The sequence below is a fragment of the Lentzea sp. NPDC058436 genome, assembly GCF_042721515.1.
Taxonomy (GTDB): Bacteria; Actinomycetota; Actinomycetes; order Mycobacteriales; family Pseudonocardiaceae; genus Lentzea.
The window spans coordinates 44,043-61,475 of the sequence record NZ_JBHXLF010000024.1; the positions used below are offsets into that span (position 1 = coordinate 44,043).

The 17,433-nt window shown below is 69.6% G+C and carries 12 protein-coding genes and 1 pseudogene; 8 read left to right on the plus strand and 5 right to left on the minus strand.

The annotated features are described in order from the left end of the window. Window positions 1-84: 84 nt before the first annotated feature. A pseudogene (locus ACFWN2_RS40660) lies at window positions 85-537 on the minus strand (hypothetical protein); the annotation flags it as partial. A gap of 256 nt (window positions 538-793) precedes the next feature. Continuing rightward, a complete protein-coding gene (locus ACFWN2_RS40665; protein WP_382435910.1) occupies window positions 794-1,666 on the minus strand; it encodes a pentapeptide repeat-containing protein in 873 nt (290 codons plus the stop codon). Window positions 1,667-1,739: 73 nt separating this feature from the next. Between ACFWN2_RS40665 and ACFWN2_RS40670 the strand changes: the two genes are divergently transcribed. The 3 genes from ACFWN2_RS40670 to ACFWN2_RS40680 are packed head-to-tail and all read left to right on the plus strand — an operon-like array spanning window position 1,740 to window position 6,598. Beyond that, a complete protein-coding gene (locus ACFWN2_RS40670) occupies window positions 1,740-2,555 on the plus strand; it encodes an SAM-dependent methyltransferase (protein WP_382435911.1) in 816 nt (271 codons plus the stop codon). A 60-nt stretch (window positions 2,556-2,615) separates the two neighbouring features. Further along, the gene (locus ACFWN2_RS40675) at window positions 2,616-4,781 is read left to right on the plus strand and encodes a putative bifunctional diguanylate cyclase/phosphodiesterase (protein ID WP_382435912.1); all 2,166 of its coding nucleotides are present in this window, start codon (window positions 2,616-2,618) and stop codon (window positions 4,779-4,781) included. 20 nt (window positions 4,782-4,801) lie between these two features. Beyond that, window positions 4,802-6,598, plus strand: coding sequence for a glycoside hydrolase family 15 protein (locus ACFWN2_RS40680; RefSeq protein WP_382435913.1), 1,797 nt, complete (start codon window positions 4,802-4,804; stop codon window positions 6,596-6,598). Here the strand turns inward: ACFWN2_RS40680 and ACFWN2_RS40685 are convergent. Next, the gene (locus ACFWN2_RS40685) at window positions 6,595-9,234 is read right to left on the minus strand and encodes a glycoside hydrolase family 2 TIM barrel-domain containing protein (RefSeq protein ID WP_382435914.1); all 2,640 of its coding nucleotides are present in this window, start codon (window positions 9,232-9,234) and stop codon (window positions 6,595-6,597) included. The genes ACFWN2_RS40680 and ACFWN2_RS40685 overlap by 4 nt on opposite strands. A 150-nt stretch (window positions 9,235-9,384) precedes the next feature. On the opposite strand from ACFWN2_RS40685, the gene ACFWN2_RS40690 reads away from it, so the two are divergent. From ACFWN2_RS40690 to ACFWN2_RS40710, 5 genes are all read left to right on the plus strand, one after another. Further along, window positions 9,385-9,978 (plus strand): DUF3558 domain-containing protein, encoded by a 594-nt coding sequence (locus ACFWN2_RS40690; protein ID WP_382435916.1) that lies wholly within the window; start codon window positions 9,385-9,387, stop codon window positions 9,976-9,978. A 123-nt stretch (window positions 9,979-10,101) separates the two neighbouring features. After that, complete coding sequence (locus ACFWN2_RS40695; RefSeq protein ID WP_382435917.1) at window positions 10,102-10,473, plus strand: transcriptional regulator; 372 nt, start codon at window positions 10,102-10,104, stop codon at window positions 10,471-10,473. 15 nt (window positions 10,474-10,488) lie between these two features. Continuing rightward, window positions 10,489-11,754: a PPE domain-containing protein gene (locus ACFWN2_RS40700; protein ID WP_382435918.1), complete on the plus strand. Its 1,266-nt coding sequence runs from the start codon at window positions 10,489-10,491 to the stop codon at window positions 11,752-11,754. Further along, window positions 11,751-12,557: an ESX secretion-associated protein EspG gene (locus ACFWN2_RS40705; RefSeq protein ID WP_382435919.1), complete on the plus strand. Its 807-nt coding sequence runs from the start codon at window positions 11,751-11,753 to the stop codon at window positions 12,555-12,557. The genes ACFWN2_RS40700 and ACFWN2_RS40705 overlap by 4 nt, the downstream gene beginning before the upstream one ends. Before the next feature lie 56 nt (window positions 12,558-12,613). Beyond that, entirely contained in the window at window positions 12,614-14,257 is a 1,644-nt protein-coding gene (locus ACFWN2_RS40710) for a glycosyl hydrolase family 28-related protein (RefSeq protein WP_382435921.1), read from the plus strand. Here ACFWN2_RS40710 and ACFWN2_RS40715 read toward each other — a convergent pair. Beyond that, window positions 14,252-15,934: an FtsK/SpoIIIE domain-containing protein gene (locus ACFWN2_RS40715; RefSeq protein WP_382435922.1), complete on the minus strand. Its 1,683-nt coding sequence runs from the start codon at window positions 15,932-15,934 to the stop codon at window positions 14,252-14,254. The two genes, ACFWN2_RS40710 and ACFWN2_RS40715, sit on opposite strands and share 6 nt — an antisense overlap. Then, on the minus strand, window positions 15,931-17,421 hold the full coding sequence (locus ACFWN2_RS40720; RefSeq protein ID WP_382435924.1) for a hypothetical protein: 1,491 nt from the start codon (window positions 17,419-17,421) through the stop codon (window positions 15,931-15,933). Before ACFWN2_RS40720 ends, ACFWN2_RS40715 begins: the two co-directional genes overlap by 4 nt. Between the last annotated feature and the right edge of the window lie 12 nt (window positions 17,422-17,433).

A 17,433-nucleotide genomic window follows, 5' to 3' on the forward strand; every position in this document is an offset into this window, starting at 1 on the left:
CGCCGGCGCAGGGTCGGTGAGCGCCAGGAACGTGCCGACGGACGCGGCGCGGAGGTCGACCTCGCGCAGGAACGTGACCTCGCTGAACGCGACCCCGCCGGCGAACCTCGCCTGCGCGAGGGTCAGCCGGCCGTGGAAGGTGCCGCCGGAGAACAGCGCGGGCTTCGTCACGTGCAGCTGCCGGAACTGGGTGATGCCGTAGAAGTGGGCCCTGCGGGCGGTGAACCTCTGCACCCGCCTGCCGTCGAGCTGGAAGTACTCCAGCGCGGCACCGGTCAGGTCGAGGTCGTAGTGGATCTTCTTCCTGTCGTTGCCCCACGACAGCAGGTCGCGGATCAGGCGTTGCGCGGTGCGCCGGACCTGCTGTTCCTGCTGCACCGCCGCGTCGATGTCCTTCACGAGCACGGTGTCGGGGTCGGCGCCGTTCTCGTCCCAGGACGGGTGGTGGAACGGGCGGCGCAGGTAGGCGCACAGCACGTCGAGGACCGTCTGCTTGTAGCGCGGCGTCGAGTTCGCCAGCCACACCAGCGAGTGCATCGCGCCCACGCGCACCTGGTCGGCCTCGTTGCCGAGCAGCTCGACCGAGCGCGCGAACCGTTCGTCGGCGACCTTCTCGCTCTCCAGGTTGTGCTTGCGGTCGTTGAGGTACAACGCGTACAGCGCGACGACGGCACCTCCCGCGACCCCGGCGGTCTTCACGATCTCGACCGGGGGTGCCTTGAACACCGCGAGCAGCACCGCGGTCACGGCGACGGCCACGGCGGCCAGGACGACGGCGATCAGCCACCTCACGTCAGTTCCTCCACGCTTCGGGGAGATCGGCTTCCACGGCGAAAGTACAGCCGTCCACCTTCACGTCGGCCCACTCGGAGTTCGCGAACTTGGTCTCGCCGCCGAACCTCGTCTCCGTGAAGACGGCGAGGCCGCGCGCCTTGACCCTGCTGAACCACGCCTTGCGGCGGAAGTCGTTGTGGTGCATGTACAACCGGCCGGTCACCTCGGCGTCGGTGAGGTAGACGTCGCCGTGGACCACCATGTGGTGGAACGCGTTGGACTCGTTGAGGTGCGCGACCCGCATGATCAGGTCGCCGACCTGCCGGTACGACAGGTCCATGTACTCCAGGTGCGCCTTGGTGAGGTTGAGGTCGTAGCGGGCGGGGTCCTTCTCCTCCAGTCGCGGCAGCAGGTCCTCGATCAGCCGCTGCGAGGTGAGGCGGACCTCCAGCTCGATCTCACCGGCGTCCTCGTCGTCCGGCTTCCGCTTGAACGGCCGCCGCAGGTACGCGCAGAGGATGTCGAGCACGGTCTGGGTGTACTCGACCCTGGACTTGGCGAGGCCGGCGAGCGCGTGCATCGCGCCCACCCGCACCTGCGCGGTCTCGTGCCCCAGCAGCTCCACGGCGCGCGCGAACCGTTCGTCGGCCACCCGCGACCGGTCGTGCTCGATGCGCTGGCTCTCGAGCTCCTGACGGGCTTCCTCGACCTTGCGGCGCCGGTCGTTCAGCCACAACGCGTACAGCGCGACGATCGCACCGCCCGCGAGACCGCCCGTCTTGATCGCCTCGTGCTTCGGCGCGCCGGGGTCGACGAGCAGCAGCGCGCCGCCGACCAGCAGAAACGCGCCGATGGACGCGAGAATGGTCGACAGCAGCAAACTTTTCCTCACGAGGTCGGCATTCTGCCAAGCGGCGGGTGCATGATGGGCTGGAACGGTCCGGAACGCGGGTGGGGTGGAGCGAGTGGAGCGGCCGAACTGGGCCCCAGGGGACATCGACCTGGAACGGCCGAGCGTCGCGCGCGTGTACGACTACTGGCTGGGCGGTGCGCACAACTTCGCGGCCGACCGCGCGGCCGCCGAGAACGCGCTCGCGGCGATGCCCGAGATCCGCAACGTGGTGCTCAACCACCGCGCCTTCCTGCGCCGCGCCGTCCGCTACCTGCTCGACCAGGGCGTCCGGCAGTTCCTCGACCTCGGTTCCGGCATCCCGACCGTCGGCAACGTGCACGAGATCGCGCAGGCCGCCGACCCCGAGGTCCGGATCGTCTACGTCGACCTGGACCCGGTCGCCGTCGCGCACAGCCGTTCGCTGCTGGGCGACAACAGCCGGGTCGGCGTGCTGCAGGCCGACGTCCGCGACGCGCTGGGCGTGCTGGCCTCGCCCGAGGTGACCAAGCAGCTCGACTTCGACGAGCCCGTCGGCGTGCTGATGATCGCGCTGCTGCACTTCATCTCGGACGACGAAGACCCGTGGGGCATCATCGGCCGCTATCGCGACCGGCTGGCGTCCGGCAGCTACCTCGCGATCTCGCAGGCCGGCTACGACGAGGGCGACGTGGAGTCGTCCGCCTACGCCGAGGCGCGCCGGATCTACAACCGCCAGGTCACGCAGTCGACGTTCCGGAACAGGGCCGAGTTCGGCGAGCTGTTCGACGGGTTCGCGTTGGTCGAGCCGGGGGTCGTGCGGGTGCCCGCCTGGCACCCTGAGTCACCGGCCGACGTCGAAGAGGCGGGACACCGCTTCCCGGGGTTCGCCGCGCTGGGCCGGAAGGCGTAGAGATGACTGCGGACGGCAACCGGCCGTATGCTGCGCGTTCGTGGCGTTAGGGCCGAGCAGATGACCGAACGGGTTGACCAGCGAGTGCGTGCAGACCGCTCTCCTTTGGACCCGGCCGTTTTGGCCGGTGCCGAGGCGTTCGCGCGCAGCTGGGCCACTGCCGTCATCGGGTCGAGCTACGTGCCGATGACCAGGGCCGAGGTCGCGCAGCACCTGCAGGACCTCACCGAGCTGCTGGTCGCCGCGCTGTTCGCGAGCCCGTTCCGCACCGCGCCCGGCTACGAGATCGGCTCGCGGCTGGTCGACGCGCACTTCACCGGCACCGACACGCTGGGCCGCACCGTCCAGCTGCTCGGCGACGACCTGCTGGCCGACTTGGGCTTCCCCGGCGACGACAGGCTGACGTCCCGCCTGGCCGCGCTGCAGGGCGCGCTGGCCGCCGGGTACGCCCGCGCGCTGCGCGAACGCACGCTGGCCGAGCAGGAGGCGATCAGGGCGGCCGTGCTGGACGCCCGCGACCAGGCCGAGTCGATGCTGCGCGCGTCCGAGGCCCGGTTCCGCGCCATGTTCACCGAGGCCGCGATCGGTATCGGCATCGCGGACATCGACGGCCGGATCCTCGACGTCAACCAGGCGCTGCAGGACATGCTCGGGTTCAGCGTCGACGAGATGCGCCAGTACAACGTGCGCGACCTCATGCATCCCGAGGACGCCGGCAGCGTGTGGCGGCTCTACGACCAGCTCATCGCGGGCGAGTGCGACCACTACCGCGCCGAGAAGCGGTTCCACCGGGCCGACGGCGAGCAGGTGTGGACGCACCTGACGTTGTCGCTGGTCCGCGACGACCACGGCGAGCCGCAGTACCAGGTCGCGATGATCGAGGACGTCACCGACCGCCACCTGCTGCAGAACCGCCTGCGCTACCAGGCGCTGCACGACCCGCTGACCGGCCTGCCGAACCGGGCGCTGTTCCTCGAACGCCTCGGCCGCGTCTTCAACAACCGCGCCAAGCACGTGCGGGCCGGCCTCTGCTACCTCGACCTCGACGGCTTCAAGGTCATCAACGACTCGCTGGGCCACGACACGGGCGACCAGCTGCTGGTCGAGGTCGGCCGCAGGCTCGACCAGTCGGTGTCCGGCGAGGGCAAGCTGGTCGCGCGCATGGGCGGCGACGAGTTCGTGATCCTCGTCGAGGGCTCGTCCGGCGAGCAGGACATCGTCGAGGTCGCGGACCGGGTGCTGACCGCGCTGGAGGCGCCGATCCGCATCGCGGGCCACGAGCTGTCCGTGTCGGCGTCGATCGGCATCGTCGAACGGCAGCTGTCCGGCACGACGTCCGCGGACCTGATGCGCGACGCGGACATCACGCTGTACTGGGCGAAGGCGGACGGCAAGGCGCGCTGGGCGTTGTACGACCCGGAGCGCAACGCCCGCGAGGTCGCCCGCTTCACGCTCTCCGCCACCATGCCGCGCGCGTTGGAACGCGGCGAGTTCTACGTCGAGTACCAGCCGCTCGTGCGCCTGGAGGACTCGAAGGTCATCGGCGTCGAGGCACTGGTCCGCTGGCAGCACCCGGAGTTCGGGCGGCTCGCGCCGGACAGGTTCATCGAACTGGCGGAGGAGACCGGCCTGATCGTCCCCTTGGGACGGTGGGTGCTGCGCAAGGCCTGCGAGGAGGCCCGGCGCTGGCTGGAGGAGTTCGGCGACGCCGCGCCGTTCGTGTCGGTGAACCTCGCCGTGCGGCAGTCCCGCGACCCCGAACTGGTCCGCGACGTCAAGCAGATCCTCGACGAGTGCGCGTTGCCGCCGCACCACCTGCAGCTGGAGCTGACGGAGTCGGCGATCATGGGCACCGCCGACGAGCCGCTGGAGGCGCTGCGGGCGTTGTGCGACATGGGTGTGCGCATCGCGATCGACGACTTCGGCACCGGCTACTCGAACCTCGCGTACCTCAAGCACCTGCCCGTGCACGAGCTGAAGATCGCCGGCTCGTTCATGGAGGGCCTGCGCGCCGAGAACGAGGAAGACCCGGTCGACTCGCAGATCGTCGCGACGCTGGTGCAGCTCGCGCACGCGCTGTCGTTGGGCGTGACGGCCGAGGGCGTGGAGACGCCTGCTCAGGCCGCCCGGCTGCTGCGTCTGGGCTGCGACACCGGTCAGGGCTGGTTCTTCGCGCGGCCGGGACCGCCGGAGAACATCGACAGCCTGTTGCGTGGTGATCTCTAGGCCGGGGCACCCCAGTGGGCATGAAGCCCCTGGCGCTCGTCGTGCTCCTGCTCGTCATGTCGGCACCGGTCGCCCGCGCGGCCGAGGTGGTTCCCCTGCCCGCGGACAAGCAGGCGTTCGGCACGGCGAGGTCCGCGGCGAGCCCGGTCTGGTTCACCCTCGGCCACCAGGGGCTTTCGGAGAGCTTCTTCCCCGACCTGAGCACGCCCGCCACCCGTGAGACGCGCCTGCTGGTGGACGGAAAGCCCGGTCGGGCGCACACCGAACCGGCTGACGACAGGTCGCTGACGTTCCGGCAACGGCTGCGCGGCGACGGCTGGCAGGCCGAGATCACCTACGTCACCGATCCGCAGCGCGCGGCGGTGCTCGCGGAGGTGGACCTCAAGGCGCAGCGCCCTGTCCGGCTGTCGGTCGAGCACGTGCCGTTGAAGGGGTCGAGCGAGGTCGTCAGCTCGTTGCCCACCGAACCGGTGCGACGCGCGCACGGCACGTTCGCGGTCGGCTTCGGCCAGGGGGTCGCGAAGGCCGCACTGGACCGGGGATTCCGTGACGCCGCAAAGGAGTACGCGCAGGGCTGGCACACGTACCTGGACGGCCTGCGCCGGCCGAAGTCCGCGGACCGGCGGCTCTACGACATGTCCGTGATGGTGCTGGCGGCGACCGAGGACAAGACCCACCCCGGCGCGTCGATCGCGTCGCCGAGCTTCCCGTGGGCGTTCGGCTTCGACCGCGAACTGGCGCCGGAGCTCGGCCCATATGCGCTGGTGTGGCCGCGCGACCTGTACCACGTGTCCACGGCCATGATCGCCGCCGGAGACGTCGGTTTCGCCCAGCGGTCGCTGGACTTCATGCTGGCCGAGCAACAGCAGCCGGACGGCCACCTGCCGCAGAACACGCGGGTCGACGGCACGCCGGTGTGGCTCAAGGTCCAGCTCGACCAGGTCGCGGCGCCGCTCCTCCTCGCGTGGCATCTGGGCCGCCAGGACAAGTCCACATTGGACTCGCTGCGCCGCTCCGCCGACTACCTGCTGACCTACCCGAACGCGCCGTTCAGCGAGCAGGAGCGCTGGGAGAACCAGGACGGCTACTCGCCCGCCACGATCGCCTCGGCCGTCGCCGGACTGGTGTGCTTCGCAGATCTGTTGCAGCGCAACGGGCAGAACGCCGACAGGTACCTCGCGGCCGCCGACGACTGGCAGCGGAAGGTCGAGGGCTGGACGGCGACGAACACCGGCCCGTACTCACCGAACCCCTACTACCTGCGGCTCACCAAGGACGGACAGCCCGACGCGCCGACGAAGTACAACCTGGGCGACAACAACCCCACCGACATCGACCAGCGCGCAGTCGTCGACCCGAGCTTCCTGGAACTGGTCAGGCTCGGCGTGAAGCGCGCCGACGACCCGGTCGTCCGCAACACCGTGCAGGTCGTGGACCAGCAGCTGAAGGAGCAGGGCTACTGGCACCGGTTCACGCAGGACGGCTACGGCGAGACCGCCGACGGCAGGCCGTGGGGCATCAACTGGCCGACGCCGACCCGCACGTACGGCAGGCTCTGGCCGTTGCTGACCGGCGAACGCGGCGAGTACGAACTCCTCGCGGGCGACAAGGCCGGCGCGGCCAAGCGGTTGAAGGAGATCGCCGCGACCGCGAACAGCGGACTCATGCTGCCCGAACAGGTCTGGAACGGCCGCGGCACCGGCGCGGCCACTCCACTCGCCTGGACGCACGCGCAGTACGTGCGGCTGGCGTGGTCGCTCGACGCGGGCCGTCCCGTGGAACGACCCGACGTCGTCGCGAACCGTTACGGCAGCTAGCGCTTCGACACGTTGTGCCCGGAGAGCTCGACGACCGGTGCCGTGCCGCCCAGGTCGGACGTCCGGTACTCGGCCCTGATCGTCTGCGACTCACCGGGGAACAGCGTGATGTAGTTGTCGCTCCAGTCCACCGGCAGCACCTCGCCGCCGCCCTGGCCCTTGCGCAGCGACGCCCGCAGGAAGAACGCGACGGACGTGCCGGTGTTCTTCACCGTCACGCTCGTGGCCTGCCTGCCGTCCGCACCCGGCGTCGTCGTGGAGGTCACCGACACCTGGCCGGGTCGCAGCGAGCTCAACGACTTCAGGTCCGTGTACTGGGCCTGCGGCGTGTACCACCAGTCGCCCGCGTTGTAGTTCAGCGTGTCCGCCTTGGTGGACAGCCAGTAGACGTTGCGGTCGACCTCCTTGCCGCTCGCGTCCTTGAGCAGCAGCCGCACGAAGTACGCCGTCGACAGCCCGGACGGCTGCGGCAGGTTCCCGACCCGCACGGACCCGTTGGCCTTGGCCGGCACCGGGCGCGTCTCGTTCGCCTTCTGCGTGCCGTCGGAGTTGAAGACGGTGACCTGGAGTTGCAGCCCCTGCTTGGCTTCCAGGCCCATGTTGACGACGGCGAGCGACTTGTCGTCGTAGGAGTACTGCGCGTGCAACGCCTTGTTGGCCGTCTTGGCGCCGAAGTACGAGCCCGCGGTGGCGAGGTTGTAGTTGTAGAGGTGCCAGAAGAGCTTGGGCCACGGGTCGTTCTGCATCCAGTAGATGACGCCCTGCGCCTGGTTCGCGCCGGTGTCGGAGAAGTCGCGGCCGAACGCCTCGAACTGCGCGCGGTTCGTCTCGTACTGCTGCAGCTGCGCCTTCTTGACGAAGTCGTCGACGTTGGAAGGCTTGCCGTAGCGGTTGTCGAGCGCGGTGCCCCAGAACCCGATCTTGCTGAAGTTGCCGGACGGCGACAGGTGGTACTGCTGCGCGTTGTAGTCCGTGAGCTTGTTGATCTCGGCCTGGCTGAGGAACTTCTTCAGCTCGTCCATCTCGGGGATCGCGAGGCCGGGGCCGATCTCCGACGCGAAGCCCGCCGAGCCGCCCTTCTGGTTGTTGTACCAGTAGACCGGCGGCTCCCACCAGTACGGGCCGTCCATCTTCATGCCCGAGTCACCGAGCTGCGGTGAGCTGCGGCGGGCGGCCGCGTTGATGATCGGCGTCTGCCAGTCGGCGCGCTTCAGGGCGTCCAGGTAGATCTTCTCGACGTCGGCCACCGGGGCCTCGTCCGAGCCGATCAGGAACGTGAACACGCTGGGGTGGTTGCGGATCCGCTTGGCCTCGCCCTCGGCGGACGCGCTCGCGACCCTCTTGTCCTCCGCGGTGAACCCGCCGGTGTTCTGCCACTTCGAGCAGCACTCCCAGCCGGTCATGAGCAGGACGCCCGCGCGGTCGGCGAGGTCGTAGATCTCGTCGTTCTCCGGCTTGCCCTCCAGCCGGATCGTGTTGAGCCCCAGGGACTTCGTCAGCCGGATCTCGTCGGCGATCTTCTGCGTGTCGGTGCGCAGGAAGAGGTCGGACGCCCAGCCGCCGCCGCGGATCAGGATCGGCTTGCCGTTGATCTGGTACTGGACGTTGCCGCTGATCATCTTCGAGGTGACCTCGCGGATGCCGAACGTCGTCCGCTGCTCGTCGGACTTCACGCCGGAGACGGTCGCGGCGGCCGTCGCGTCGTACAGCGGCTGCGCGCCCATCTGGAACGGCCACCAGACCTGCGGGTTCGTGACGGTGAGCGGGAACGTGACGGTCCTGGTCTCGTTGGCCGCGAGGCTCACGTCCTGGCTGTAGTTCTGGCCCGCCGCACTGCCGGCGACGGTCGTGGTGACCGGGCTGCCGGTGTTGTTGCGCGCGTCGACCTTCACGGTGACGGTGGCGCTGGTGAGGTTCGGCAGCGGCAGGTCGGTCAGGACGTGCAGGTCGCGCACCGAGACGGGACCGCTCGCGGTCAGGTCGACGTCGCGGAACAGGCCCTGGTTGCGGTCGGGCGGGAGCTGCGCCCAGTCGATGAAGTGGATCACCAGGTCCTTGGCGGGGTCGGACGGCGACGCCTTGATCGCGAGCGCGTTGTCACCCTTGCGCAGCAGGGCGGTGACGTTGAACTCGAACGTCGGGTACGCGCCGATGACCGTGTCCGTGCCGGCGACCTTCGTGCCGTTCAGCCACACCTCACCGCGCGAGATCACGCCGCCGTTGAGCTTGAGGAACGTGTTGACGCCCGGCTGCGGGTCGGCCTGGAAGACCTTGCGGTACCACCACGGCACCTTGAAGTCGTTGACGTTCGCCCGCTTCAGGTTCTCCGAGTAGCCGACGTCGCCGTACTTGTTGTTGGCGATCAGCCCGGCCATCACGGTCGAACGAGCCGGCACGGTCAGCCAGCCGACGTCGGAGTAGGCGGGCCCGGAGATCACGCTGCCGGCCTGCGGGGCCGCGGCGCTGCTCTGCATGCGCCAGTCGGGGACGGTGGAGGTCTGTCCGGGGACGGCGGCCGCCTTCAGCGCCGCTCCGGTGCCGGGCACCGGGCCCGCGTTGGCTGAGGCGCCTGGCACCAGCAGGGCCAGACCCACCGCCGCCACGACCAGTGTCGGTAGTGGTCGGTTGCGCAGCATGTCGCTCCTCGACGCATCGGGGCGGCGGCGCTTCGGGGTATCGTAAAGAAGGTTTCCTTTTAGTGAGGTCGGCGGCAATGCGCCTTCCGGGTGACGCGGGCCACATCAATAGCCACACTGCGTGCCCGGTGATCCGATAGCTTGGCCGTCATGCGTCGACTTGCCGTCCCGTTCCTGCTGGCAGCGGTCCTGACCGGGTGTTCTTCGACAGAGCCCGGCACGCCCTCCGCGGGGAACCAGACGGGCTCCGCGCCGACGACCGGATCTTCGGCCGGGAACGCCCCGGTGAACAGGCCGAAGGCCGTCGACCTGAAGACGATCGACCCCTGCGCGCTGATCACGCCGGAACAGAAGACCGCATTGGGTTTGAAGACCGCGAATGCGGGTACCCCGCTGCCCGACTACGGGGAGGGGAGCAAGCGGTGCAATCTGGCCTACGAGGACCGCACGTATCTCGGAACCATTCACACGCTGGTCAACGGCGGTGCGGACAGGCTGAAGAGGACAACGGGTGAGTCGAAGCTCACCTCCCTCCAGGTAGCGGGTTATCCCTCCTACCTCACGCCGAGGGAATCGCCAGGGTCTGCCGGAGGCTGCGAGGTCTACCTCGACGCCAACGACGGCCAGTTGTTGCTGGTAGACGCCTTCGGTGGTCTCGGCGAGGACAAGGCGACCCCGGACGGCGCGTGCGAGCGGGCCAAGGCGATCGCAGGGGCTGTCGGCGCCGTGCTGGCGGCCAAGTGAGAGTTGAGTAGAAGTACCCGCCTTATACCGGGAACCGCTCACTCGCGTAATGCATCAGAGCTAAAGTCGTCCCAAATGCACACACGGCCCATCTCCCGCGGGCCGTACTGAGGAGGGTGTGCCGTGTTTCTCGCGGATGGTGGAGGTGGCGCTTCGTCGCCCCCCGAGTTCGGTCAGCGCAAGCTGAAGGTGGACCCGTCAGCCATTCCTCAGGCGAGGAAGGCCTTCGAACAGGCGCTGGCGGAGTTCGAGGGCAAGATCGAGAGCTCCGTGCGCGACCTGCCCACCAGGCCGTGGGCGGAAGACCCGATCTCCAGTGAGACCTCGAAGGCGTTCAACGACCAGACCTCCGAGAAGGCGCTCGCCGCGCTGACCTTCTACAAGAAGCAGCTCGTCGGCGTGATCGACCAGCTCAAGGCCATTGAGCAGCAGTACATCCTGACCGAGGGCGACAACGCGGCCATGTGGGGCAAGCACCTGCGGGACCAGGGCTGAGAGGGGGACTGACCGATGACTGACCACCGCTTCCAGGGGTACGGACACCCCGAGCTGTACAAGATGATCAACTCCGGTCCCGGCGTCTCCGCCTCCATCCCGGTGGAGCAGGGCTGGAAGACCATCGCCGCGACGCTCGCGCAGATCGACGCCGACCTGCACACCGGTCTGGCGAAGATGGGCGCGGACTGGGAGTCCGACGCCTCCGACACCGCCCAGAGCGCGCTGTCGCCGCTGGCCGAGTGGGCCGGCTTCGCCGAGACCGGCGCGACGACCATGGAGTCCTCCGCGCGCCTGCAGGGCGAGTACATCGCCGACGCGCGCAAGAAGATGCCCGAGGTCGTTCCGATCACGACCGAGAAGCCCGGCTTCCTCGACATCGCCGCGGGCGCGCTGACCGGTCCGGTCGGCATGGCGCACGTGATCGGCCAGCAGCAGGACCACGAGCGCCAGGAAGCCGCCGCGGACAACGCCGCCGCGAAGGCCGTCCAGGTCATGGAGGACTACCAGTCGGACAGCCGCTGGAACTCCTCCACGCTCGGCGAGTTCCCGACGCCGCCGCAGGTCGTGATCGACACGCCGCCGCCCGCCGACACGGGCACCGGCAGTTCGCGCGTCGGTTACTCGTCGACCGGTGCGCCCGGCCCGTCGAGCCACGGCACGACCACGCCGTCGTGGGCCACGCCGGTCTCGACGACGCCGCAGCAGCAGGTCTCGACCGGCTGGACGCCTCCGCCGACCGACACCACGCACACCTCGTGGACGCAGCCTCCGACGACGACGCCGCCTCCCACGCACACCCCGCCTCCCACGACGCTGCCGAACCCCGGCCAGACCCACAACCCGACGGTCACCCCCGGTGGCCCGGTGTTCACCCGGCCCGGCAACACCGGTCTCGGTGGTCCCGGCGGAACGAGTGGTGTTCGCGGTGGTCAGGTCGGTGGCGCCGGCGGCGGCAAGGCGTTCGGGCCGATGTCCGGCTCGCTCGGCGCGGCGGGCCAGCAGGGCGCGATGAAGCCCGGCGGCATGCCCGGCGGTCTGTCCGGCGCGATGGGCTCCGGTCCTGACGCGATGCGCGGCGGTGCCATGGGCTCCGGTGCGGGCGCGGGCAAGGGCGGCGCTGCCGGTGCCGGCATGGGCGGCGGCGGTGCCCACGGCCAGAAGGGCGAGGGCGAGGACGACATCGAGCACAAGGCGGCCGACTACCTGGTCGAGACCGACGACGTGTTCGGCGACGAGCGCATGGTCGCTCCGCCGGTCATCGGCGGCGCGTCAGAGTGAGCCTGTTCGGCGCTCCGGCGGAGAGAGAGCCGATCACTCTCTCCGCCGAGGAGTTCGACGTGCTGTGGGAACGGATGAACGTCGGCCCCATGCCGCTCGTGCTGAAGGTTCCCACCCCCGGCAGGACGCGGGACGAGCGCATCCAGCTCGAGAACCGCGTCTACCAGCAGTTGGACCACCGGCGCCTGGGCAACTCGCGTGGGCTCTCGTCCGCACTGGACGGGCTCCTGCGCATGTTCGTGAAGCCCGAGCGGGAGGCGGACGGCCGTCTCTGGCTCGGCCACAGCCTGCGCGTCCTGGCCGTCGGCAACGGCGACCACGGCGCGCTGGCGACGTTGCGGGACGACCAGCTGACGTTCCAGCCGTGGGCGGGCTCAGGGCTCGCCTCGGCGGTGCTGTCGATGCTGCCCGCGCACCCCGCCGGCACGGGCATCTCCGTGACGCTGCCGAGCGAGGACATCGAGAAGGCGATCGCGCGGACCGACGGCTCGCCGAAGTCGATGGACGCCGCGTTCCGCGGCATCGGGCTGCGCGAGGACGACGCCAAGGCGCTCGTGAAGATGTTCACCGGGCTCGTGCACACCGGGAACTTCGGCGCGGCGGCCCGCGACAAGTACGGCAAGCGCTGGCGCCCCGAGCGCGTGGTCGCGTTCTTCGACACCGAAGAGGGCCGCTACCTGCAGCAACGCCGTTCCTCGAACGGTCAGCCGCCGTGGAGCACGTTCACGCCGACCGACGCGCGCCGGATGATGCACCAGGTCGACGAGCTGATCGCGGAAGCGAGCCGTTCCGCAGGCGCTTGACGTCTGGTTTGATCTGATCACCGCCGCCGTGGCCAAGACCCCTTGGAGACGGCGAAATGAGCATCGACAGAAGGCTGTTCCTGCTGGCTACAGGAGCGGCGCTGGTCGGGTCGTCAACGCTGACGGGGACTGCTTCCGCGCAGTCCTCCGCCTCGTTGTGGCAGGAGTTCGTTGCCAACCCGTACGACCACCCGCAGATCCCGAACATCGCCTACGCCGGCTACCGCACCGGTGAGAGGCCCGCCCGCCGTCCTGTTCTCGCGAACGTGCTGTTCTTCGGCGCCCGGTCCGACGGTTCGAAGGACGCCTCCGGCGCGATCAACAAGGCCGTCGAGTTCGTCGGCAGGCTCGGCGGCGGAACCGTGTACGTGCCGCCGGGCCGCTACCGCATCGACGACATCGTCCGCATCGGCTACGACAACGTGGTGCTGCGCGGCGCGGGCAGCGGCCGGACGACGTTCTACGCGACCAGGTCGCTGGAGGAGATCGTCGGCATCAACCGCAGCCGGTACGGCTCGGAGAACTCGGCGTGGAGCTGGTCGGGCGGCCTGGTGTGGGTCTGCCACCGCGACCGCTACCAGCCGTTGGTCGACGCGATCAAGGCCAAGAAGTGGCCTTTTGAAGGCTGGACGGGCAACGAGCTGGAGCAGGGTTCGACGCTCACGGCCGTGACCGGTTCTGCCGCAAGGGGTTCGTTCGTCGTGACCGTCGAGAACGGACGGTCGTTGCGCGCCGGTCAGCGAGTGCTGCTGCGCCTGGACGACTCGGAGTACTCGCTGCCCAAGCACATGTGCGGCGACATCCCGGGAACGCAGACCTACCGCTGGGACGACAAGGACAAGCTCCTGTCGTACTTCCCGTTCCTGTGGCCGGTGCGCGTGGAGTGGGTGCGCGGCAACAGGGTCAAGCTCGCGCAGCCGTTGCCGCTGGAGATCCGTCCGGAGTGGAAGGCGCGCCTGACCACGATGGCGCCCGTGATCACCGGTGCCGGCGTCGAGGGCATCAAGATCGAGATGTTCAAGGTGCCGACCCCGAAGCACCTGCTGGACAAGGGGTACAACGGACTCGCGTTCCAGTGCGCGTGGGACTGCTGGGCCGACGACGTGCACGTCCAGGACGTCGACAACGGCTTCCTCCTGGTGTCCTCCAAGGGGATCTCGCTGCTGAACACCCGCGTCTCCGGCCGCGGCCACCACCACGCGTACGCCGTGCGCGAGCAGTCCCACGACAACCTGACCGACGGCTTCGTCATCGACGCCCCGTCCGAACCCTCGCAGGCGGGCGCCGGCAACCACGGCCTGAACGTGGAAGGCCTGTCCTGCGGCAACGTCTGGACCCGCGGGCGCATGGACCACGACGTCTTCGACACCCACCGCGGCCTGCCGTTCGCCAACGTCCGCACCGAGATCACCATCAACAACGTCGGCGCCCACGGCGGCAGCGCCAACGCCGGACCGCTCTACGGCGCCCGCTTCGCGCACTGGAACGTCACCGTCACCAACCAACGGGCCGGCAACGTCCGCATCGACCAGGTGGCCCCGTGCAGCGCCACCGTGGCGATCTCCGAGGTCCGCGACTTCGGCCAGATCGACAAGCCGGACTTCACCGGCGACCTGAACTCCCGCCTGGAGCTCTACGGCACGACGTCCGTGACCCCGCGCAACCTCTACGACGCCCAGCGAAAACTGCGCCGCTCATGACTCGGACATCCTGATCGGCAACGACCACACGACGTCGCCCAGGTCGGTGGGGAGCACGAACCTCTCCACCGACCTGCCGATCCTGCGCGCCCAGCCCTCCTCGCCGAACTCCAGCCGGTACGACGCGTGCCCGCCCGGCGTCGTGTCGGACAGCAGCAGGTGCTGGCCGTAGGTGCGCCCTTCGGTGGCCAGGGTCTGCAGGACCTTCTTGAACTCCGGACGTGCCTCCAGGAGCCCGTGCACGCCGTCGATGCAGATCAGGAGTTCGGGCAGGACGTGGCCGCCGGCGCGGTAGTCCCAGATGTTGCGCTGCCGTGCTTCCGCCAACGTCCTGGTCCGCTGCTCGTGGTCCTCCAGCAGGTCCACGATGCCGTGCTTGATGTGCGGTGCGCCGTCGATCCCCGCGAACACACCGTTGCCGTGGAAGTCGATGAGGACGACCTGCAGCTCGTCCGGTGAATGGCGTGCCATCAGGCCGAGAACCAGCGCGCGGACCGCTTCCGCCCGCCGCTCGTCCGGTGCGACCACCTCGCCGTGCGGACCCATCCCGTCCTGCAGGTGCTTCGACTTGAGGTCGATCTCCACGCGTTGCCCGAACTCGTCCACCCCGACCGGCACCCGGTACTGGAGCTTGACGGGCCTCGGCCGCCACGCGTGCTTGTTCGGCATCTCGTGCAACGCGAAGAAGTCCGGGGCCGGTTCCTCCTGGTGCATCAACGCCGGCAGCTCCCGCGCGGCCTCGTCGAGGTTCGCGGGCACCAGGCAGTCGTCGACCACGACGTCCGCCAGTTGGCTCGGACCGTCGAACAACAGCTGCATCCCGGACTTGCCGACGTCCGCCGCGATGGCCGCGAACGCCTCCTCGCCGATGTTCCCGCTGACGCACACCAGGAGCTGCGGCAACACCTGGTCGAAGCCCCGGTGGTCGAACACCGTCCACGTGTTGCCGACGATCTCCAGCCGCCGTTCGGACTCCTCGACGAGCAGATCGACGACCTTCTGCGGATCCCGCGCCACGTGCCGGTGATGCGCGACCACGTGCGGTGCCTGGTCGAGCCCGTCGAACACACCCGAGTCGTGCGCGTCGACGAAGACGGCCTGGAACAACTTGGGCGAGTGCGTGACCATCAGCCCGAGCACCGCACTCCGGAACGCTCCGGGCGGCGTGACGCTCAGATGCGAGCCCGTGCGCCACTTCCCGTCGGCGAAGTGCGTCAGCTCCACGACCACCGGCGCGCCGCTCTCGCTGACGCCGACGGGAACCTTCCACCACCGGCCCTTCCACGCGAGCGCCTTGGTGAACCGCTTCATCCCGTGCAGCGACAGGAAGTCCAGCACCTCGACGCGCAACGGCAGCCGTTCCGGCAGCTCGTCGAACGCCCGCGCGGTGATGATCACCCGCACGTTCCACGAGGCCGCCGCGATCCACCGGACGGTGTCCGCCAGCCCGGGATCGCCTGCGGTGCAGTACTTCCAGTCGTCGACCAGCAGCGTCGCCCCCGGCTCCGCACCCCGTTCGAACCAGGCCAGCAGGTTCTGCCGCCGCCGCTCGTCACCGGGCTCGAAACTGACCGCGACACCCGGCAGCTCCCCGCGGCCGATGCGGTAGACCCCTTGCATCGCAACGATTCGGCGCGCGACGAGGTCGGCCGGACCGATGAGCGCGAGGTGGTTCACGGCAGCGCGATCTGTGCGTGCAGGCCGTGGGGCACGGAGAGGCCGAACCCCGGCTGGTCCGGCACGAGCTCCGCCTGCCGTGCGTCCACGAGCGACGTGGCCGGGTCGTCGAGGCGGAACTCGACGGCGAAGGCCAGGCTGTTCCTGATGAACGGCGGCACCTGCTCCCACGTGCGGGCGGTGACGACGATGTGGCGTTGCGGGTCGAGCGGCTCGCCGGGGCCGTCGAGGAGCTGGTAGCGAACCGAATCGCCGAGCACGCCGGCGAGCGTGCGCAGCGTCGTGCTCTTGCCGGTGCCCTGCTTGCCGACGATGGCGCCGTGGCGGAGCTCCTCGGTGAACGCGGGCACCAGGACGTCGCGGCGTTGCTCGGAAGGGTTGTCCAGCAAGCCGATGGCGCCGGGCGGCAGCATCTCCACCCTGAGGTCCACAAAGGACTTGTGCAACGGCGGCAGCGCGAGCTCGTGCGCGGGAGGGCAGGAGCCCGCCAGCGCCGGCGGCAGGACCTCGGCCCACTCCTCCAGGTCGTACGGCGGGTCCGCGGCCGGCCAGGCGGGGACGTCGAACGGCAGGGTCGGGTACACGTCGCCGGAGCAGAGCAGGTGGACGCCGAGCCCGCTGTCGGCCCGGATGAGGTCCTCCAGGACGCGCGAGTAGCCGGGGAACCGCCTGATGAGCACCTCGACGCTGTCCACGCACACCAGCAGTGCCGGGAACGGGTCACCGGACTGGACGAGCCGCCGCCTGCGGTCGAGTTCGCCCGCGAGACCCTCGCAGAACCGTTCGAGCATCTCCTCGCCGGTCTCCCCGGTGAGGGTGAACGCGACGTGCGGCGCCGCGTCCAGGCCGTCGAACACGCCGACGTTCTTCATGTCGAAGAGACCGAGGTTCAGGTGCTCCGACGAGTGCGTGACCATCAGTCCCAGCAACGCGCTGAGGAGGTGCTGCTCGCGTTCCGCGGGCGAGCCGATGCAGGTGACGACAGGTCCGTTGACGTCGAGGTACACCGGCCAGCCGCGGGCGTCGGCGCCGATGGCGGCCTGCAGGTCGTGCCGCTCGTACTTGTTGCCCAGATCGGCCTCGATCTCGTGCAGCGCCAGGAAGTCCGTGGCCTCGCCGTGCAGGTGCCGCCGCAACCGGTCCGGCACGGCCGACCACTTCCGCGCCGTCACGACGACCTGCACGCCCCGCGCCGGCCCGAACGCCGCGATCCACTCGACGGTCCTGTCGAGCGCGGGGTCGAGGCCGGAGCACAGCTCCCAGTCGTCCATCAGCAGCACGGCACCCGACGGCGCCCCGCGCTCGAACCAGTCCAGCAGGCTGCGGCAGCCAGACTCGTCCGCCGGGTCGAAGGTGGCGGAGACGGGCAACGGGTCGGCACCGCGCCCGATCCGGTAGACCGAGATGCCCGGCGCAGCCGCCAGCGCCGTCGTGAGCCGTTCCCTGGTCGCCTGCCCCGGACCGACGACGGCGAAGTTCCTGATCACGGCCCCAGGTAT